Below are 20,599 nucleotides of genomic sequence, written 5' to 3' on the forward strand. Positions count from 1 at the left end.
ATTATATAGTTTACTTGTATTCATAATGATAATATCAATAGATTTTAAGTTTTCTATTTATAAATTTTAATACAAAAAAAGAAAGTGATAAAAATCACTTTCTTTTTTATTATATTAAATTATTCTGCTCTTTCAGATTTAAATGCTTTTCTTAACATTGATATAGAAGTGTAAGTTATAACTACTATAACTACCCATTTTAGTATATCAATTGGCATACTCTTAACTATAAATGCAGCTATAAATACTCCTACAACTCCACCTATTGTTATAAAGAATGAAGTTTTCTTAGCATAAGCTCCTTCTTTTATAAACTTAGTACTTGCAACTGGCATTAACATTGCACAAGATCCCATCATTATAGGGAAAGCAACGTCTGGTGACATTCCTAAGAAGTAAACCATAGCCATACATGGAGAATATAATCCAACACCTGCAGTCATTAGTGCTCCTAATATAAAATTACCTATTATTCCTATAACTAATTTTGCTCCACTTAATCCTGTAGCAGTTCCGCCTCCAGGCATTAATCCTAATTGAGCTAATAACATTAAAAGTGCAGTTATTGCTAATGCAATTCCCATTATAATTTGTATCTTACGTTCATCCATTTTAGCTATAACTCCAGCTCCAAGGTATGAACCTACTACAGCTGCTCCTATTAAGCATATTAAAGTTACTGGATCTACCTTTATAACAGTTGTAAATATAAATGCTTCTAATACAACTGGTATAGTGTGACATACATTTAATGTACCAGGTATTAATCTGTCTGATATATTCATCTTTAAAGCATTAAACATTGCAACCGTTGGTGCAAAAGATCCTATTCCCAGTGTATCAAAAAAGTCTGTTACAAAACCTGTTGCTAATGCTTTACCTGTTGATACATCCTCAAAGTTGTTTTCTGATTTTGCTTTTGCTATATCCTTGAAATATGAAAATCCAAAGAAAGCTGTGAATACTCCTAGTAAAACTCTTATTACGTTAATCATAGTTGAACCCCCTAATATATACTTGTTTTTTCCCCTTAATCATCACATTCGTGAGTCGGCTCATTTTAACTTTCACCCCCTGTAAAAGCCTAATACCTTTTAAAAAAGCAAGTATTGTGCCACTTGTTCTTTTATTAACAATAAAATTTTAAATCATTTAAATCTTTCAAATATTTGGTATTTTATATATATTTTCGTTTACTTTTATTTATTCCTAAATTTTGTGTAATTTATTCTAAACTTGTCAAAAAGTCAACAAATAGACGTTTTTTTATGGACAATCAAAAGAAAATATTCTATTAATGGCTATTTTACTTACTTTTTAGATTTAATTTTCACAACGTCAATTTTCAGACTATTGTCATTTTTTAGACGCATCTTTCATTAAGTATATGATGTCCTAAATTATAATTTTTTATGATATTTTTTAATTTTACTTATAGATAAAAATAAGCTTCTATTGTAAAATCTTTTAAGGTAGAAAAAACATATAGGGAGATTTTAAATGCTTAATAATAACAACCAAGAACTATCAATTCCAATAATTGATAATCATAACTCTAATAAAAACAATTTAAAAAACTTTATAAAAAAAGAAATAGTACTAATACTTTCAGTTTCTTTAGCAATTATAACTTCGTTTATATCTAGTCCAAAATTATCATATATTGATTTTAAAGTTTTAATACTACTATTTAATCTTATGGTAGTTGTTGCAGCTTTTAAGGAACTTAAAGTCTTAGATAGCATCGCTATATCATTATTAAAAAAATGTAGTACTTATACGTCAATATCATTTGCACTTGTGTTTATAACTTTTTTAGCATCAATGGTAGTCACAAATGATGTAGCACTTATTACCTTTGTTCCTCTTAGTATAGTGGTTGCTAAAAAGTCAGATATTAATGTGTTAAAAATAGTTATTTTACAAACACTTGCTGCAAATTTAGGAAGTAGTTTTACTCCTATGGGTAATCCTCAAAATCTATTTATATACTCTTTTTATAATTTAGATCCTAGTGACTTTTTTAAGATAACTGCTCCTTTGGTAATTTTATCTGTACTGTTTTTAAGTATTATCATATTAAAAAGTAAAAAAATCAATTTGGACTTACACTTAGAAGATGTAGAAATTAAAAATAAAAAAGATGTAATTTTCTTTTCTATATTATTTGCTATTATACTTTTATCTGTTTTTCATATAGTAGACTATAGGCTAGCATTTAGTATAACTTTATTAACTGTACTTATCTTAAATAAAAAATTGCTAACACAAATTGATTATTCATTACTTATTACATTTATAGGATTTTTCATATTTATAGGAAATATTTCTACAATGGATTCTATTAGAAGTTTTATGATGGGAATTTTAAATAGTCCTCAGTCTACTTTTATAACTTCAATACTATCTAGTCAGGTTATAAGTAATGTCCCAGCTACTATGCTTTTATCTGGATTTACAAGTAACTTTAAAGAACTATTACTCGGTGTTAATATTGGAGGTATGGGTACTCTTATAGCCTCTTTAGCTAGTGTTATTTCATATAAAATTTATACTAATGAATTTAAAGATGATAGCTCTACTTATTTAAAACAGTTTACATTTTATAATGTATTAGGACTTATAGTTACAATTCCAATAGTTTATTTAATATTGTTTATTTAAACGTAAAAAAGGTGTATTCCAAAGTTTCGGATAAATATATAAGTTTTTCTTACAAAGCTTATGTATTTATCCTTTTCTAATTTTGGTATACACCTATTTTTAATTTATATTATTAATTTCCGCTTATAAATCCCCATTTATAATTTTTTGTATTACTTTTAATTATTTTTTTATAACATACCCATCATCTGGAACAAATTTAACAGTTACATTTTTTAAATCTATAGTTGCTCCATCTCTTAATGCTACATTTTGTTGCTCCCTTTGATAGAAGTCTGAACTTCCGCTAACTCCCATGATTAAGTTTACTTTAAAGTCTGAAGATTGTACGTTTCCTCCACCTTTAACTACTGTTAAGTCATATACTCCTTCTGGTATATCCTTACCTACTAAATATGTACCATTCCCCAATGTTACACTTCTAGCATCTAACTCAGCTTGTTTCTTTTCTTTTGCTAATCTTTCTTGCTCTGCTTTAAGTTCCGCTTCTTTTTTTTCAGATTTAATTTTCATAGCTTCTTTTTCTGCATTATCCATCTTGAAAAATGGCTCCGCTTCTTTAACTTTTCCCTCTAAGTCAGTTATAGTTTTTTTAGAATTATCTAATTCACTTTTAGTTGTTTCATAGTTAGACTTTACTTTGTTGTATTCATCTTCACTTATCCCTTTTGGTGCTACTCCTATCCCTAATATAAAGCACACCACTCCAACTATAACTAATGCTTTGTTGTTTCTTAAAAAATCTTTGATTCTGTCTTTCATTTATGTCTCCTTTTACCTATAAATATTAATAATTGCATATTAGTGCTCAAACAATATATCATATCATTCATGAAAAAATTGCCTTTTCTTGTCGAAAGGGTAATTATTTTTATATTAATTAGATTTTCTAATAAAAATAATCCCTATGTCATGTTTTCCGACATAGGGGTTATTGTTATTTGTATATTTTTTTCATAAAGTAATTAGCTGCAACATGTATTTGCAATCTTGTATCTAAATCTAAACCTATATTTTCTGTATTTGCAACTGATTAATGAATACTAAATCATCTCTTTTATATGTAAGTGTATTAAAGAATACTATAGGTTGTTCATTTTCATTTAAGCTACTAAATCTTATTATAAATTATAAGTTATGTCTACAAGCGTTTTTTATTGGCAAATAAATTTATAGCATTTATAATACAATAAGGTTCTCAATTATTTTATGTTGTTCATTTATTATCTATAAAAAAGGGGAAAAGTATTATGAAAAAGATAGCTATGTATTTAATTATGATTTTAGTGGCATTCATATTAGTTGGATGTAATCAAAATGATAAATATACTAATCTTAAAATTGATATAGGAAAGTCTATTAATTTTAGTGATGAAGAAATAAACAAGGCTGTAGATTGTTTAAAAAGTAATTTTGATTTTGAGGCTTGCACTCTGACTAAAATATACTACGATGAAAAAAAATCTAATAATGCTGTTAAGGATTATTTACAGTTTGGAAAAGGATTAGAAAATAAAGTTAAGGCTGAAAATGTCATTGTTCTATTTTCTGATTTTGATGTAGATGGCTCAGGAAAAAATCCTGTTTTAGAGCCAAATTCTACTTATACTGATTACAATTGGGTTTTAACTAGAGATGATAAATCTAAAAACTGGAAAATTGTTGAATGGGGATATTAAACGTAAGGGACTATGTTTTAGCGCTTAGGATAAAATATAAGTTTTTCTCCCAAAGCTGTAAAGATGCTTTAAAGGTCGATAAAACTTATATGTTTATCCTTCGCTAATTTTATAGTTTTATACCCCTGTCGGATTTTCCGACACAGGGGTAAATTTACTTTTCCACCTATGTTAATACCCTTTTGATATCATAGTTTTTATTTCATCATAGCTATGATATTTTAGATATCAATCTATTAAAAATTTGTACTCTTCATCACTTAAAGAATAAATTTTAGTTTCTTCTTGATTCTGAATGTATCCGTTATTTATACCTAACCAAACATAATAATCATAGACTTGAGATGATCCAATAGCTAGTTTATTATAAATGTATAAACCTATAGTATTTGTAGGATTTCATAATGCCTTAGCCTTTTGGGATGTTACATCAACCCCGTTTTTTCGCTTAGATAAACACATATTCATAATCTATGATTCATCATCTTTTGAGAATCCCTCTGTAGTATCTAGGTTAAACCCTCCAATACTATCACTTATAACTGCTCCTCCGTATCTTTCATTAGATTTTATAAATAATTTAACTGATACTAAGGTAATAATTACTACTAAAAATACTGTAATGATTCTCTTTTTATTCAAATATATTCTCCCCCATATTTATAATACTACTTTCTCAGTATATATTAATTATACATTGACTTATATTGTAATTATCTATTGTAATATAATTTTATTAATACTTCATTTTATCAGGTATTACCCCTCTTACTCCACCTTTTGGACAATCAGTATCTCCAAAACATCTTGGAATTAGGTGTACATGAACATGCATTACAGTCTGTCCTGAAACTTCCCCACAATTAACTCCTACATTATATCCATCTGGTGAATACTTCTCATCTAATAACTTCTTTCCTTCATCTACAAGTTTAAAAATAGCTTCTCTTTCCTCTTTAGTTATATCAAAGAAGTCTTTCACATGTCTTTTAGGAATGAATAACATATGGCCTTTATTTACCGGAAACTTGTCAAATATAGCATAAGCCAAATCATTTTCTAAAATATAATCTTTCATATCACAAAATATACAACTCATACTTTGCTCCTTTCCAATTTCATCAAAACTCAAACTTTATATAATTTTTACTTCTCAAATTTATCTTTATAAAACTTTTTCAATCTATAATCTATACAATCTTTAAGCTCCTTAATAAAGATATCATTATCTAAAAACGCTAACATACGATTATCTAAACAAAACATATCTTCTTCCATATAAAAATATTCACTACTAGTTTTTAAAAATGCATCTATAGGATTTTTCTTTGCATTATTTATAAACTTATCAGTGTATATAGCTTTTTCATCTTTTATATCTTTATCTTTCATAATAAAATATTTATTAGTTCCTGATTTATAAAAACTAATAAAAGATTCATTTAAATCACTATCACTAACTTTAGCTTTAACATTTCCATTATTATAGAAAGCTAATAATATAGGTATTTTATAAAACTTTTGCATCCCTGTAGTTGCTACCATATTTAAAAACTCTCCTGCAAATGAGTCTTTTAAAACTTGTTCATCATTAGTTATTTCACCTATCTCTTGCAAATACCCTAAGTAGTCTTTAAATATATCATTCTTACCTTTTATATTTATGTATATCTCATCTTCAGCATAAGTAAATATATCTAACCTAGATGGTCTATGTCCTACATATGACTTAATTCTAAAATACTCTTCAGTTATCTTATCTTTTACCTTTTGATTTTCTTTTCTCATTCTTTTAAAAATATCCACAAGCCTAAAATCAAAATCTATAAAACAATCTTCAGGGAAATCGTCCTCTGAAGGCATATTTCTATTTGCTGATGCATTTACCTTATTTTCACCTATTAGAAGATATGGTACTAAATTAGCTTTTTTATAGTTACCTATAAAATCTAATACATTTAAATACTTTTTATTTTTATCTTTTCTAAGCCCTCTTCCTAATTGTTGTAAAAATATAGTTGGTGACTCTGTAGGTCTTAAAAACATAACCATATCTATACTTTTAACATCTAACCCTTCATTAAACATATCAACTGAAAATATAACTTTTAATTCTTCATCTCTTAGCTTATTTAAAGCTATATTTCTATCCTCGTTATATTCTCCTTCACTACCACTATAAACTGCACATGAAGGTATCCCTTGTTCATTAAAATATTTAGCCATAAACTCTGCATGAGATTTACTTGTACAGAACCCTAATGCCCTAGATGATTTATATTTTTTATAATGATTAAATATTAAATCAGCTCTTTTATTTACGCTCAAAGCTTCTTGTAATTCCTTTGTGCTATATTTTCCATTCTTATACTCTACTTCATCATAATTTACACTTTCATCATAAATTCCATAGTATCTAAAAGGAACTAACCAACCTTTATCAATTGCAGTTTTTAAAGTAGCTTCATAAACTGTGTTGTAGTCACATACACTAAAAACATCTTTATTGTCTAGCCTCTCTGGAGTGGCTGTAAGTCCTAACATAAACTTAGGTTCAAAATAATTAATTATATTTTGATAGTTATTTGATACTGCATGATGAAACTCATCTACAACTATATAATCAAAATAGTCCCTTTCAAAATAGTTTTCATTTAAATACGCTTCTTTACCTAAGCTTTGTACAGATGCGAAAATAATATCTTTATTAGTATCTCTTCGAGAGTTCATGAAAAAGCCCATATTAAACTCTTCTTCACATCCTTTATAATCTTCAATCTCTATATTTTCAGATACCTTTAACGGTGTTTCTTTTTTATTTTGTAGATAATCATAATTTTCTATATTGTTATCAACTAGAACTATATTTTTATCTATTCGCTTATCTATTCTTATGGTCTTGAATGTTTCGTAAGCTTGTTTTAATATTTCTTCTCTATGTGCAATAAATAATACTCTATTAAACTCTCTACTATCAAAAGCCGCTAGATATGTCTTTCCTATGCCTGTAGCTGCTACTACTAATCCCTTATCATTTCCATCTTCTCTAGTTTTTCTAAGCTCATACAAAGCTTCTATTTGTGCCCCTCTTGGCTCAAATATACTCACTACATTATTTTCTTCTTTTGCATCCTTTTTAAACTCATCTACACCTATATTAGAATATATCTTAGGTCTTTTCCATGTTTTTGAGTAAGTCTCTAACTCTTGGTCATTTACTATAATTGATTCATTGTAAAATAAATCATCAAACATATCTTTAAAATATTTATAGTCATCTATATTTTTATGTTGATCTATACGGTAATTCCATTCTATACCTTCAGTTAGTGCTGATTTTGATAAATTTGAAGATCCTATAAATATTTCTCCTCCATCTTCATATTCAAATATATAAGCTTTTGGGTGGAAGCTCCTTTTTGTATCATTATAAAATCTTAAATCTACATTATCACCTAGTATATCTTTTATAAGGTATAGTGCAGATGGTTGAGTTATATTTAAATAGTTTCCTGTTAAAATTCTTATTGGTATATTTTTATTTGATATTTCTTCTAAATCTTTTCTTAATAGCTTGACCCCGCTTTCCATAAGAAAAGCTACTATAATATCTATACTTTTAGCTTTATAAAAGCTTTGTTTTATATGTTTATATAAATGGTCATTATTTCCTGTTATACAATTTAAGTTCATATACTCCCCTTTCATAAATATATATTTTACATATTTTTACTTTTATATTTTATCATGTTTTGACAAAGGTTATATGAACTTATATAATTTAAATTGTAATTTTAAATTTGGAGGTAATTATGAAAGTTTACGATAAATTAGTCAGAGATAGAATCCCTGAAATCATTGAATCTAGTGGAAATAAATGTGAAATTGAAGTTGTTAGTGATGATGTTGCCCTAGAGTATCTTTATAAAAAGCTTAACGAGGAAGTTAGTGAACTTTTAGAAGATAAAAACCTTGATGAGATAGCTGATGTTATGGAGGTTTTATTTGCTATTGGCTCTAAGTATGGTTATAGTGAAGAGGATATTTTGAATAGAAGAAATGAAAAAAGAGATTCTAGGGGTGGATTTGAAGATAATTTAATTTTGAAAAAGACTTGGTAATAATTATTTTTTGATTAATTTTTTAAATAAAATAAATAGGGATGGATAGTATATTTTAGCCACATTTCAAGCATCTCTTTAGCTTGTGTGGCAAAATATACTGTCCATCCTTATCCCTCAAATATACAAAACAAAATTATATTTTCAAACTTTTAATTAGCTCCTTCATACATTTCATCTATTTTCTCTTTCATTCCGTTATCTAAAAAATATTCAGTAATAATCCCCATAGCACTAATAAAAAAGCTACCATCTAACTCTACAGATTTTTCTATAAACTCAATTCCTTCTTCATCATTATTCATAAGCATAATTTGTCCAACTTTGTACATAGCGATAGCACACTCTTTATCTTTTGAAGCAATATCTTTATAAAAATCTAAAGCTTTTTCATATTCTCCAAGATCTTCAAGGGCTTCTCCATACTCAATAATTTTTTCTATATCATCAGTATCTTTATAGTTTTTGATAATTTCAAGTTGTTCTTTATACTCTTTAGTAATCTCTTCCCATTGATCACTCAAGTATTTATACCATTGTTTATTTTTTATTTCTATTAAAGTATCTATTTCTTTTTTATAGTCATCACTTTGATCATTAAAATTAATATCATAGTTAAAATCTTCAATACCTAAAGCTTCCATTCTTTCTTTAAAACTTGGATGAGTATCATATATAGATGATATTCTCTTTTTTATCTGATTCATCCATTGTTCTTTTCTATTAGGAAGCTCACTTTCAAAGTCTTCAAATAAAGTAGTAAAGTAATTCTTGAGTGCTTCATCACTTGATCTAATCTCTAATTTCGAATATGGATTTGCTAAAAATTTCTCCATAATTTCTAACTTCATAGTTGCTTTAGCATAAATTTCTACACTCATATATTTAGATACTTCTTTATCTGCTAATAACTCCTTTGTTTGTGACATTGCATCTAAATATCTCTCTAGCTTCTCTATGTAAAATTTTGCAAATGGTAATAATAGTATCATTTTTATAATATTATCACCTTCATCAACTCTATATACTATTTCATTCCATCTAGTTAAACGTCTTGAAATTTTGCTTGAAACTTTTGTATCATCATTATAAATATGAGCAAGTTCATGGATTATTACAGCTTTAAGTTCTTCTTCACTTAATACTTTTAAAGCTTTAATTCCTATTACTAAAACATTTTTCCCATTAGCTCCAAAACCATTTAACAAACATATAACTCCAATATTTTCATCATCAAGAATACATATTTCATCTAATTTAGGTGCTTTTGTCATTTCAATTGCACTATCTATTACTTTAAATAGCTGTGGATACTCTTCTCTATTTATAGTTACTTCATTTGGAGATTCTAGCTTTATGTATAAACTCTTTAAAATAATAATTACTGATCCTATTAAACCTAATGTTATTAATCCAAATCCACCTGTCATAAAGTCTGTTTTAAGAGCAAAGTTCATAATACCTATAATCAAGGATATGACTGAAGTAATAGTTACAACTATATAAAGTTTTTCATAAGTACATAGTGCTCCTATTTTTTTTCTTACATTATAAAGATTTTCTTTAGATAGCAGTGTCATCTTCTTAAATTTTTCGTGTTCATCATCAAATAAATTACTACTTGATGTATCAATAATAAGCCAAGCTACAGCAGTTATAATTATTAGTGCAAATTCAAGAAACCCAAAGTTACCTATCGTTGGTAAAATACTTTCATAGTTTTTATTTAAAACCATAAAAACCAATACAACTATTGATACTAAGTTAGTTAAAAATATAAATCCAAACAAAGTGTCAAAAATTATTTCTTTTCTGCTTTTCATATCTTACTTTATTCTCCATTTCTTTCATGTAAATTTATTTAGCTTCTTATAAATTATACATATTTCCCATGTCGTAATTTGTCTTTTATTGCGTATTTTAGTATGTTTTCTAACTTTTTTCTCCATCTAAACAAAGAGGGAGTAATATTGTGTTTTAGCTACATTTCAAGCATCTTTTTAGCTTGTGTAGCAAAATACAATATTACTCCCTCTTAACTTAACCCTACTCTTTAATTAATTTTTGTTCTATTAAAAACTCTTTTGCTACAGTATCTGGATCCATATGTAGCTCATCTACCTTATAATTAAGTTCCATCATAATCTCCTCTGTTAAAACCGCTCCTAAATCATTTAAAACAGGTTCAATTTCAGGATACTTCTCTAAAACATCACTTTTAACTATAGGAGTTACATAATATGGAGGGAAAAATTGCTTATCATCCTTAAGTAGTTTCAAATCAAATTTTTTGATTAAACCATCTGTAGTAAACGCATCTATTACATCTACATCTCCATTTTTTAAAGCAACATATCTAGGCGAACTATCTAATGCAACTTCATCTTTTAAATCAAAGTTGTACGCCTTTTTTAATCCTAAAAGCCCATCAGCTCTATTTAAAAATTCAAATGTAGTTCCTGACTTAAAATCCTTTGAAACCTTAGCAAAATCACTTATTGTTTCTAAGTTATATTTTTTTGCTGTTTCTTTAGTTACCGCTAATGTATAAGTATTATTAAATTTCATTGGACTTAATACTTGTAAATCATTTTTTTCTTTCAATTCACTTTTAACAGTGTTATACACCTTATCCATGTCATTTTCAGGAGGATATTTAAGCAAATCAGAATATGCAGTTCCCATATACTCTAAATACATATCAATCTCACCTGTGTTTAAAGCTGAAAAAATAACTTGTGTACCTCCAAGATCAGTTTTCTTTTTAACTGATATGTCAGTATTTTCTTCTATCATATATGCTGCTAAGTTTGTTAAAATTGATTGTTCTGTAAAGTCTTTTCCACCAATTGTTATAGACTTTTCTTTTTTTACACCACCTGTTATTGATGATGCAATTAAAGCTATTATTACAACAACAGCACTTATTCCTATAATAGTTTTTGTGTGCTTTTTACTTTTAGTGTTTGTATTTTTTTGCATATTTTTAGGTGTAACTAATTTCTCTATAGTTGCAACAATAAAATCTACAGCTAAAGCAAGTAAACATGCTGGAATTGCACCTGCTAATATTTGACTATTGTTAACAGTTCTTATTCCTGAAAATACAAGGTATCCTAATCCTCCAGCTCCAATAAATGCAGCCATCGTCATCAGTCCTACCGCTGTTACAGCCGATATCCTAACCCCTGCCATAATAACAGGTAATGCTAGAGGAATCTGAACTTTCACTAGTATTTGAAATTTTGTTAATCCAATTCCTTTAGCTGCTTCTAAAGTATTTGGATTTATACTTTCTAATCCTGTATATGTGTTTTTAATTATAGGCAATAAAGAGTACATTATAACTGTTACTATTGCCGGTATTTTACCTATTCCTAAAAAAGGAATTAAAAATCCAAGTAATGCCATACTAGGAATTGCCTGAACTACATTTGCTACACTTAAAATTGGCTTACTCCATTTCTTTTTATAACTTATTAAAATCCCCAATGGCATTGCAATTAAAATAGCAATACATACAGATATTACAGTTAAGTTTATATGTTCAATTAATAATGTTATTATTTGTTCTTTATTTTGAATAAAGTAGTTTAATAAATTCATTCTATTCCTCCTCTACTTCTAAATACTGCTGACTCAATGTAGTAACTAAACTACTTTTTGTAACTAATCCCTCAACAATTTTATTTTCATTGATAACTGGAATAGCTGAAATTTTATGTTTGTTTGTAATATTTAATGCATCTAAAATAGTATCATTTGGTGTAAGTGTTGGAGTTTCGTTCTTTACAATGTCTCCAATTCTCTGAGACTTATTTTCTATATTTCTTATAAATTTAGCTTTTACAACTCCTATAAACTCTTTAGTTGTAGCATCATTAACTATAAGACTATCCACTTTATTTCTTCTCATTTTCTCAATACACTTTAAGATTGGTAGTTCTGAACCACACATAATTGGATTTTCAATCATGATATCTGAAATTTTTATAAATTCAGGAGACGACCATATACGATTTTTACCTATGAAGTTTGATACAAAGTTATTTATTGGATTTTTTAAAATATTTTCAGGCGTGTCATACTGTACTACTTTTCCGTCTTTCATTATGCATATCATATCTGCAATTCTTATTGCTTCATCCATGTCATGCGTAACAAATATAATAGTTTTTTTGAATTTTGACTGTAATTCTACAAGCTCATCTTGTAAATCTACTCTTGTAATTGGATCTAATGCTGAGAAAGGCTCATCCATTAATATTATCTCTGGATCTGTTGCAAATGCTCTTGCTACACCTACTCTTTGTTGCTGTCCTCCACTTAGTTCAGAAGGATACCTATCTAGGTATTTTTCAGGATCAAGTCCTACCATGTTCATTAATCTATACGTGCTCTCCTCAATCTTTGCATTATCTACTTTTTCAATTTTAGATATGATTTCAATATTTTCTCTGACAGTCATATGAGGAAATAATCCCGTTTGCTGAATGACATACCCTATATTTCTTCTAAGTTTAATAGGGTCTATCTTTGAAATATCTTTTTCATCTATATAAATTTTTCCGCTACTTGGTTTTATTAATCTATTAATCATTTTTAGTAATGTTGTTTTTCCACATCCACTCTCTCCAATGATAGCCACAAGATTTCCTTTTTCTATTTCGAAAGAAACATCTGATAAAACATAATTACCATTAAACTTTTTTACTATATTTTCAAATTTGAGCATACTATACCTCCCATCTTCTTAACAAACAACTTTCTTTTAAATAAAAGTTGTTTCTTGTCGTAATATAATAGTAACACTTAAATTAGCCTCTTGTCAAATTTCACTATGCAAAACTTCCTTTCCCTTTCCACAAATAAATAAAGAGGGAGTACTATTGTGTTTTAGCTACATTTCAAGCTTCTTTCTAGCTTGTGTAGCAAAATACAATAGTACTCCCTCTTACCCTTATTATCTTTCCGGAGTAACTAATATCTTAACATGTTTTTTCTTTTCAGGTCCAGTTAATGTTCCAAACCCTTCTTCAACAATATCATCTAAATGAATCTTCTTAGTTATATAACCTTCCGCTTTAATTCTTCCATCATTCATTTGAGCCATAGTTGCTGGAAACTCATGTCTATAAGCTAGAGTTCCTACAATTTTCTTTTCAGTAAACACCAAATCATTAGGATTAAAGTTTATAGGATTTTCCCAAATACTAGTTATAACCATAGTACCTTCAAACTTCAAACTCTTAATACCTATATCAAATCCTATTTGTGCTCCAGTAGTTTCAAATACAGCATCTACACCCAATCCATCAGTAAGCTTTTTCACTTCTTCTGCTATATCAACTTCATTAGGATCTAAAACAAAATCCGCTCCAGCTCTTTTAGCGTACTCTTGTCTAATAGACTTTCTTTGAAGAACTACTACTAACTTAGCCCCTGCAGCTTTTAAACATTCTATAGTTGCTAAACCTATTGGTCCTGATCCTAATACTAATGCACTATCCCCTATTTTAAAATTAGATATTCTAATTGAATGTAGTGCAACAGCCATAGGTTCAACTAATGCTGCTTGTTCATAATCCATTCCATCTGGTATTTTATGAATAAATTCTTCTGGAAAAACTGTATACTCAGCAAGTCCACCTCCACTTCCACAAAGTCCATGGAAGCCTAAAGATGAACATAAATTATACTTACCTTCTAAACAAGCTTCACATTTACCACATGCTACAATAGGCTCAACAATAACTCTATCTCCAACTTTAAATTTACTTACATCTTCACCTATTTCTACAACTTCCCCTGAAAACTCATGTCCTAAAACTACAGGTGCAACTCCTTTACTTACAGGATGAGGTTGACCTACTGGAATAAATATAGGTCCTCCTAAGTATTCATGTAAATCTGACCCACATATTCCACACCATTTAACTTTAATTTTCACATTATTTTTTGTAGCTTTTGGCTCTTCAATATCTTCTACCCTAACATCTCTTTTTCCATACCATAGTGCTGCTTTCATTCCCAAATCCTCCCTAAGTTTCATTATATAAAGTGTTAATTTATTCACATTTTATATAGCAACACCTATGCCAAAATATAAATTATGTACTTTATTTATTATAATCCGATCAAACCCTAGTATTTTCAAGGTATTATGTTATTTCCTTATATTTGTATAAGTTTATAATTTGCGAATTCATTTAAAATAAAAATAGCAAGTGTATCATTTCAATACATTTGCTATCCCATTTTGAAACACTATATATTTTCTGTTTCATTTTGATACATTATATTATATTTGTTAATTTTTCTATATAATGTAGATCTTCCTATATTTAATAATTTAGATACCATAACCATGTTTCCATTACACTTTTTCATAGCTTCTTGTATGGCTTTTTTCTCTAAACAATCTAAAGGTACTATTTCTTTTTCTTTGTTTTCTTCATCTTTAAACATATTTATATTATCTAATCTGCTTATACTTATTAAGTTATTTTCACTTAGATAATAATCTCTTTCTATTATATTTCTAAGCTCTCTTATATTTCCTGGCCAATTATATTTTTTTAATTCCTGTATATATGAATAACTAATTTCTACATTATTACTTTTGTTCTTATGATTTAATTTTTCTATAAAGTGACTAACTAACACATCTATATCATCTATTCTTTCTCTTAAAGGAATAGTATTTATATTCATTACACTTAACCTATAATATAAATCTTCTCTAAAGTTCTTTATAGCTATTTCATTTTTTAGTATCCTATTTGTTGCCCCAATAATTCTTACATCAAGTTGCTTTTCATATGTACCACCAACTCTAATCACTTTTCCATTATCTAAAACTCTAAGTAGCTTACTTTGCGTATCTAGTGGTAACTCCCCTATTTCATCTAAAAATATAGTCCCTCCATCAGCTAATTCAAACTTTCCTGGATGACCTTCCTTTGATGCTCCAGTAAATGCTCCTTTTTCGTATCCAAATAATTCACTTTCAACTAACTCTCTAGGTATAGATGCACAGTTTATAGCAACAAAAGGTCCATTTTTTCTTTCACTAAAATTATGTATTGATTGAGCAACTAATTCTTTTCCTGTTCCACTTTCCCCTTCTATCAATATATTACAATCTGTTTTTGATATCTTCTTTGCAAAAGAAATCATAGCTTTCATTTTTTCATTTTCAGTTATTATATCTTCAAACTTGTATTGAGCTTTATATCCCACTACTTTATTTACTAATTTATGAACTTTCTTTGCTTCATTGAAAGTTATTACAAAACCAGTTTTGTTGCCATGTGTATTTAATGTAGTTATATTTACTACGCACTTTATTCTATTAGAATTAATATAAAAATCGCACTCTATATTAGTTACTCTTTTATCTTCATTTAAAATCTCGTAAAAATCTATATCTTTTAATATATTTTCAACTTTTACCTTTATTAACTTATCTAATGATGTATTTAATATTTTTAAAGCTCTTCCATTTACTTTTTTTATACTTAAATCTTGATTAACAACAATCATACCTTCTGATATAGAATCAAAAGTAATATTTAGTAATTTATATGAAAGAGTTAAAGCTAATTGATTTTGAATTGACTTAGCTGCAGCTGTTACAATTCCTAGCGTATGTAAATGTGCATCATAATAATTCCCAGACATATTTATACAACCTATTAAGTTGTTATCTTCATCATAAATTGGAGATGCAGAACAAGTCCAAGAATGTTGATTTTTACCATAATGCTCTGCTCCTATTGTTTGTATCGGTTTATTAAGATATAGAGCGGTTCCTATTGCATTTGTCCCAACTATATTCTCAGTCCATAGCTCTCCTTTTAAAAAATTTAGCTCATTAGCCCTATCCATTATATCTCTATCTCCAATAACTTCAATAATATACCCATCTTTATCAGCTAACATAATTGCAAACCCTGAACCTGAAACCATACTATATATACCTTCCATAATAGGCTTAGATACAAAAATAAGCTCACTATTTTTTTCTATTAAGAATTTAATATTATCATGCTTTACACTCCCACAACCATTATTGTAATCAACGCCATAAGACTTACATCTTACCCAAGAATCTCTTATATCTTTTCTAACACTAAAATCAACTTCCCCTGTATTAATAAATCTCTTCCACGCATTTTCAATAAAGCTTATATAATCTCCCATATGCATAACTCCAATACCTGTATATTTACTAATCTATATCTATTTTATTTCAAATACCAACCTTATACAATCACCTTCTCAAATTAAAATAGAGGTATATTATATTTCAGATACATTTCAAGCATCTTTCCCGCTTGTGTGGCAAAATATAATATACCTCTATCGCCCCACACGCAAAGAAGGAGCAATTATATGTTGCAGCTACATTTCAAGCTTTTTTCCAGCTTGTGTGCCAAAACTTCCTTGCCCTTAATCACAAAGAAGGAGCCTTATATGTTGCAGGCACATTTCAAGCTTCTTTCCAGCTTGTGTGCCAAAACTTCCTTGCTCTTACTCATATAGAAGGGCCTTATATGTTGCAGGCACATTTCAAGCTTCTTTCCAGCTTGTGTGCCAAAACATATAAGGCTCCTTCTCCTCTAATTAAATTAAAAACTCTTTTAACTTGTTAAATTCAGCTATATATTTTGCCTCTACTAACTTAACTATATTACGAGCTGTTGTTTCATCATACATATGAGATGTTCTATTTCTATCTAACATCATCTCTATCCATACATCACCATCAGTTATTAATTTATGCTTAAAAGCACATCTTATAGTGCTTCTTGGTGCTAAAGCTTCATCTAATATACCTTGGTCTTCTAAATATAATTTCATTACCTTCCATGCTTGTTCAAAAGTAAATTCAAATCTTTGTATAATTCCATCTATTATTATGTCATCATTTAAATCCTTTTCAAGTGCTTCTTCTAGCCTTTTTAAAGCTTTGAAAAAATCTTGTTTTCTCTCATCTAACTTCTTACCCATTATATATTTCAATTCCTTCCTTCACTATATTATCTATAAGTTCCACTTTATTTAATTCATTAAAATTAAGTATATCAAAACTTAAAGGTGTGTTTAATTCATCTATATCCATACTTACTTTTGCTAATATCAAATGATTTACATTTTTACCAAATAAACATATATCTACATCTGAATTAACTCGATGATCATTCCTTGCTCTTGATCCAAATAATAATACCTTTTCTATTTCTGGATACTTATAAAATATGTTTTTCAACTCAAGTTTTAATTTTTCACTTATCATTTTATCACCATACCATCTATTAATATAACTTTATTATAATTCTTCAACTAAAAAGTGTCTATATATAAAAGAGGGAGTACTATTGTGTTTTAGCTACATTTCAAGCATCTTTCCCGCTTGTGTGGCAAAACTTCCTCCCTCTTTTTTCCCCAATATAAAGAGGGATGGTTATTATATTTTAGCCACATTTCAAGCATCTTTTCAGCTTGTGTAGCAAAATATAATATCCATCCCTCTCATTCTACTATCTATGCTATAGACTTTTCTTTTCCATTAGTTTCTTCATCTTCAACAAGACTATTTAACTTCTTATCAAATATAAATAGTAATGCAGCTGCAACGAATAATATAACAGGTATAACAGTGTATACAGTTATCATATCGAATTTTAAAGTAAAGTCATATAAATATCCGTAACTCTTTCCAGCAACGAAAGTTGCGAAAGTCCAAACTCCCATTAAAACTGCTAATACTCTCTTAGGAGCATACTTACTTACAAATGAGTTTCCAAGTGGTGAGAAGAACATCTCTCCCATACTTAATAAAACTCCAAATGCAACTATCCAAAGTATACTAGCCTTAGCTGTATCAGGAGCACCTATTCCTCTTGCAAACTCTGCTCCAACTAGCATAAAGAATGATAATCCTAAGAATATAAATCCTAATCCAGTTTTCTTAAATAAACTTATATCCCCTTGAGGTCTCTTTGAAAGCTTTAACCATAAAGCTGCAAATATTGGACCTAATACTATACAAGTTAATGCATTTAATGAGTCAAACCAAGCTAAAGGTACTTCAAATCCTCCAACATTCATATCAACGAATGCTGCACCATAATCATAAACTGCAAGGTAAGTTAAATACCAGAATAACCAGAATAATACAGAGAACGCAGAAACTAAAACTATAGCCCAAATTCTTTTTTTATCTGTACGAGTTAATGGTGTACTTGCCTCAGCATCAACCTTTTCAGCAACAACACCTTCTTTGAAAGGTCTCTTTCCTGCATCTCCTAAGAATCTCCATCCAAATATAAACCATAATCCACCTATAGCACATAAGATTGCTGCAAGGAAGAAACATTGAGAAAATCCTAAAACTCCATTTTTAGCAAATGTTTGAGCATATAAAACTCCAACTGCTGTAGTTCCTACAAAAGAACCTATATTAACAAATGAATATTGAACAGAGAAAGCTGAATCTAGCTCTTCTTGATTCTTAAACAATTGTCCATTTACAGCTGAAACATTCCCTTTGAAAAACGCTGTCCCAATTGCTACCAAAATAACCATTAACCCTACCATAGATGATGATGTGGCTATTGATCCTACATAATAACCTGCCCCCATAATAAACATACCTAAAGGTATCGTATATCTAGCACCTATCCATCTATCAGATATATATCCACCTATTATAGGTGAAAGATAAGTAAATGCTACAAGGTTTGCTTGCATCATAGCCGCTTGACCTTTTTCTATACCTAAACCACCCTTAACTACTGCTGTAATTAAGAAAATATAGATTAGATATTTTGAAGCATAGTAAGCTGCTCTCTCAAATGCAAATGTAGTTGCACAAATATAAAATCCCATTGGAAATTTATTTTTTTTCTTCACTGCTGTTGTACTCATAATTTCACTCGTCCTTTCTTAAGTATAATATAATTTCAAAATACATTGATGATAACTTAAGATAATTACGTATGTTATTGTTTTCCTGGCCCCTTTTCTAAGGTTAACGTTTTCATTTTAAATTAAATAATTTAATTATAATGTCTGATGTCATACCTTAATGCCCTCTATACAAAACCCCTCGTAGTTATCTTGTTGACTAAATCTTATCATATTCGACAAGTTTGTACAATCCCTTAAATTACAAATTAATTATAAATTTTCTTTTTGTTTGAAATCTTCAAACATATTAGAATTTTATTGTTAAATTTTTCATAAAAAATTCAGGCAACAAAAGTTGCCTGACCTATTTTAACTTATACTTTTTCATTTATTTATAATACTACTTAGAAATCCCAATTTAAATTTAATATTTTTCAATTTACAACAATTTCAATATCGAAATTTCCTCGGAAATAAGATATTTTAAAAGCAAGTATATCTATTTCTTCCATTTGTTTTGGATTTATATAATCTTTCATCCGCATCTGTTATAATTTGTTCTACATCTTCTTTAGATGCTATTTTCCCACATTTAATTCCAATACTAAGAGTAACTCTATCACTTGCTTCAGAAAAATCATGTTTTATATTTGCTTTATACAACTTATCTCTTAAAATACTTATTGATAGTAAAGTTTCTTTTAGATTCCCTTCTGAAACAATAGCAAACTCTTCGCCTCCATATCTAAATACATAATCTTCGCTAAATGTGCTTTCAAGTATTTTAGATACCTTTATTAACACTTCATCACCTTTTAAATGTCCATAATTATCATTAAAAGCTTTGAAATAATCTATATCTATCATTATAAATGTAATATGTTTTTGCTCCTCTGAAAATTTTTCTAACACATTATAAAAATGTCTCTTATTATATACATCTGTTAAAGGATCTTTTATAGATATTTCTTCTAAATCTTTATTTAGCCTATTTATCTTGCTATTTTTTATAGCTACTATAAGTGCGAGTATAGAAATTAATGCTAATAAAATTATAGAAAATAATAATTTAAGATTTTGAGATTTTTGGCTTTCTTTATACATTTTAGCTTGTAAATCAAAAAATATTGTATCTGTAGATTCTGCATTTTCAGATTTATTTTCGTATTCATCTAAAATTTTATTATACTTTATAATATTTTTATAATCATTTTGTTC

The 20,599-nt window shown here is 28.1% G+C and carries 17 protein-coding genes; 3 read left to right on the plus strand and 14 right to left on the minus strand.

Annotated features, from left to right (window positions below; genetic code table 11):
- Nucleotides 1-119 precede the first annotated feature (119 nt).
- Entirely contained in the window at nucleotides 120-995 is an 876-nt protein-coding gene (locus RWY47_RS01690; protein ID WP_053831035.1) for a sulfite exporter TauE/SafE family protein, read from the minus strand.
- Nucleotides 996-1,500: 505 nt separating this feature from the next.
- Here RWY47_RS01690 and RWY47_RS01695 point away from each other — a divergent pair.
- Nucleotides 1,501-2,664, plus strand: coding sequence for an SLC13 family permease (locus tag RWY47_RS01695; RefSeq protein WP_224170338.1), 1,164 nt, complete (start codon nucleotides 1,501-1,503; stop codon nucleotides 2,662-2,664).
- A gap of 162 nt (nucleotides 2,665-2,826) precedes the next feature.
- On the opposite strand, the gene RWY47_RS01700 is transcribed toward RWY47_RS01695, so the two are convergent.
- Complete coding sequence (locus RWY47_RS01700) at nucleotides 2,827-3,426, minus strand: hypothetical protein (protein WP_224170339.1); 600 nt, start codon at nucleotides 3,424-3,426, stop codon at nucleotides 2,827-2,829.
- 488 nt (nucleotides 3,427-3,914) lie between these two features.
- Here RWY47_RS01700 and RWY47_RS01705 point away from each other — a divergent pair, with 488 nt between their 5' ends.
- Nucleotides 3,915-4,343: a DUF4829 domain-containing protein gene (locus tag RWY47_RS01705; protein WP_224170340.1), complete on the plus strand. Its 429-nt coding sequence runs from the start codon at nucleotides 3,915-3,917 to the stop codon at nucleotides 4,341-4,343.
- 471 nt (nucleotides 4,344-4,814) lie between these two features.
- Here RWY47_RS01705 and RWY47_RS01710 read toward each other — a convergent pair whose 3' ends face one another.
- From RWY47_RS01710 to RWY47_RS01720, 3 genes are all read right to left on the minus strand, one after another.
- Nucleotides 4,815-4,985 (minus strand): hypothetical protein, encoded by a 171-nt coding sequence (locus RWY47_RS01710; RefSeq protein ID WP_168931844.1) that lies wholly within the window; start codon nucleotides 4,983-4,985, stop codon nucleotides 4,815-4,817.
- 94 nt (nucleotides 4,986-5,079) lie between these two features.
- On the minus strand, nucleotides 5,080-5,442 hold the full coding sequence (locus RWY47_RS01715) for an HIT family protein (RefSeq protein ID WP_150842502.1): 363 nt from the start codon (nucleotides 5,440-5,442) through the stop codon (nucleotides 5,080-5,082).
- 47 nt (nucleotides 5,443-5,489) lie between these two features.
- The gene (locus RWY47_RS01720) at nucleotides 5,490-8,036 is read right to left on the minus strand and encodes a DEAD/DEAH box helicase family protein (RefSeq protein WP_224170341.1); all 2,547 of its coding nucleotides are present in this window, start codon (nucleotides 8,034-8,036) and stop codon (nucleotides 5,490-5,492) included.
- A gap of 119 nt (nucleotides 8,037-8,155) precedes the next feature.
- Between RWY47_RS01720 and RWY47_RS01725 the strand changes: the two genes are divergently transcribed.
- Nucleotides 8,156-8,464 (plus strand): nucleoside triphosphate pyrophosphohydrolase, encoded by a 309-nt coding sequence (locus RWY47_RS01725; RefSeq protein WP_168931850.1) that lies wholly within the window; start codon nucleotides 8,156-8,158, stop codon nucleotides 8,462-8,464.
- Between the two features lie 152 nt (nucleotides 8,465-8,616).
- Here the strand turns inward: RWY47_RS01725 and RWY47_RS01730 are convergent, their stop codons facing one another.
- The 9 genes from RWY47_RS01730 to RWY47_RS01770 form a co-directional block, all read right to left on the minus strand.
- Nucleotides 8,617-10,287, minus strand: a complete 1,671-nt coding sequence (locus tag RWY47_RS01730) for a M48 family metallopeptidase (RefSeq protein ID WP_168931853.1) — start codon at nucleotides 10,285-10,287, stop codon at nucleotides 8,617-8,619.
- Between the two features lie 223 nt (nucleotides 10,288-10,510).
- Nucleotides 10,511-12,070, minus strand: coding sequence for an ABC transporter permease/substrate-binding protein (locus RWY47_RS01735; protein ID WP_224170342.1), 1,560 nt, complete (start codon nucleotides 12,068-12,070; stop codon nucleotides 10,511-10,513).
- Between the two features lies 1 nt (nucleotide 12,071).
- Entirely contained in the window at nucleotides 12,072-13,199 is a 1,128-nt protein-coding gene (locus RWY47_RS01740; protein ID WP_114542824.1) for an ABC transporter ATP-binding protein, read from the minus strand.
- Between the two features lie 228 nt (nucleotides 13,200-13,427).
- Nucleotides 13,428-14,492 (minus strand): 2,3-butanediol dehydrogenase, encoded by a 1,065-nt coding sequence (locus RWY47_RS01745; protein ID WP_224170343.1) that lies wholly within the window; start codon nucleotides 14,490-14,492, stop codon nucleotides 13,428-13,430.
- A 239-nt stretch (nucleotides 14,493-14,731) separates the two neighbouring features.
- Nucleotides 14,732-16,669: a sigma-54-dependent Fis family transcriptional regulator gene (locus RWY47_RS01750; RefSeq protein ID WP_150842497.1), complete on the minus strand. Its 1,938-nt coding sequence runs from the start codon at nucleotides 16,667-16,669 to the stop codon at nucleotides 14,732-14,734.
- Nucleotides 16,670-17,092: 423 nt separating this feature from the next.
- A complete protein-coding gene (locus RWY47_RS01755) occupies nucleotides 17,093-17,491 on the minus strand; it encodes a nucleotidyltransferase substrate binding protein (protein WP_316030217.1) in 399 nt (132 codons plus the stop codon).
- Nucleotides 17,472-17,765 (minus strand): nucleotidyltransferase domain-containing protein, encoded by a 294-nt coding sequence (locus tag RWY47_RS01760; RefSeq protein ID WP_150842496.1) that lies wholly within the window; start codon nucleotides 17,763-17,765, stop codon nucleotides 17,472-17,474. Before RWY47_RS01760 ends, RWY47_RS01755 begins: the two co-directional genes overlap by 20 nt.
- A 248-nt stretch (nucleotides 17,766-18,013) precedes the next feature.
- Nucleotides 18,014-19,399 carry a peptide MFS transporter gene (locus RWY47_RS01765; RefSeq protein WP_150842495.1) on the minus strand — a complete coding sequence of 462 codons (1,386 nt, stop codon included), beginning with the start codon at nucleotides 19,397-19,399 and terminating at the stop codon, nucleotides 18,014-18,016.
- A 465-nt stretch (nucleotides 19,400-19,864) separates the two neighbouring features.
- Nucleotides 19,865-20,599: GGDEF domain-containing protein (locus RWY47_RS01770; protein WP_316030218.1), on the minus strand; the 735-nt coding region annotated here is incomplete at its 5' end.

It is taken from the genome of Paraclostridium sp. MRS3W1, from assembly GCF_032465715.1.
Lineage (GTDB): Bacteria > Bacillota > Clostridia > Peptostreptococcales > Peptostreptococcaceae > Paraclostridium > Paraclostridium dentum.

What these genes read in the sequence shown, in the direction of transcription:
- RWY47_RS01760 (WP_150842496.1), bottom strand. Translation starts at nt 17,765, where the DNA reads ATGATAAGTGAAAAATTAAAACTTGAGTTGAAAAACATATTTTATAAG.
- RWY47_RS01725 (WP_168931850.1), top strand. Translation starts at nt 8,156, where the DNA reads ATGAAAGTTTACGATAAATTAGTCAGAGATAGAATCCCTGAAATCATT.
- RWY47_RS01745 (WP_224170343.1), bottom strand. Translation starts at nt 14,492, where the DNA reads ATGAAAGCAGCACTATGGTATGGAAAAAGAGATGTTAGGGTAGAAGAT.
- RWY47_RS01700 (WP_224170339.1), bottom strand. Translation starts at nt 3,426, where the DNA reads ATGAAAGACAGAATCAAAGATTTTTTAAGAAACAACAAAGCATTAGTT.
- RWY47_RS01690 (WP_053831035.1), bottom strand. Translation starts at nt 995, where the DNA reads ATGATTAACGTAATAAGAGTTTTACTAGGAGTATTCACAGCTTTCTTT.
- RWY47_RS01750 (WP_150842497.1), bottom strand. Translation starts at nt 16,669, where the DNA reads ATGGGAGATTATATAAGCTTTATTGAAAATGCGTGGAAGAGATTTATT.
- RWY47_RS01705 (WP_224170340.1), top strand. Translation starts at nt 3,915, where the DNA reads ATGAAAAAGATAGCTATGTATTTAATTATGATTTTAGTGGCATTCATA.
- RWY47_RS01715 (WP_150842502.1), bottom strand. Translation starts at nt 5,442, where the DNA reads ATGAGTTGTATATTTTGTGATATGAAAGATTATATTTTAGAAAATGAT.
- RWY47_RS01740 (WP_114542824.1), bottom strand. Translation starts at nt 13,199, where the DNA reads ATGCTCAAATTTGAAAATATAGTAAAAAAGTTTAATGGTAATTATGTT.
- RWY47_RS01730 (WP_168931853.1), bottom strand. Translation starts at nt 10,287, where the DNA reads ATGAAAAGCAGAAAAGAAATAATTTTTGACACTTTGTTTGGATTTATA.
- RWY47_RS01720 (WP_224170341.1), bottom strand. Translation starts at nt 8,036, where the DNA reads ATGAACTTAAATTGTATAACAGGAAATAATGACCATTTATATAAACAT.
- RWY47_RS01735 (WP_224170342.1), bottom strand. Translation starts at nt 12,070, where the DNA reads ATGAATTTATTAAACTACTTTATTCAAAATAAAGAACAAATAATAACA.
- RWY47_RS01765 (WP_150842495.1), bottom strand. Translation starts at nt 19,399, where the DNA reads ATGAGTACAACAGCAGTGAAGAAAAAAAATAAATTTCCAATGGGATTT.
- RWY47_RS01695 (WP_224170338.1), top strand. Translation starts at nt 1,501, where the DNA reads ATGCTTAATAATAACAACCAAGAACTATCAATTCCAATAATTGATAAT.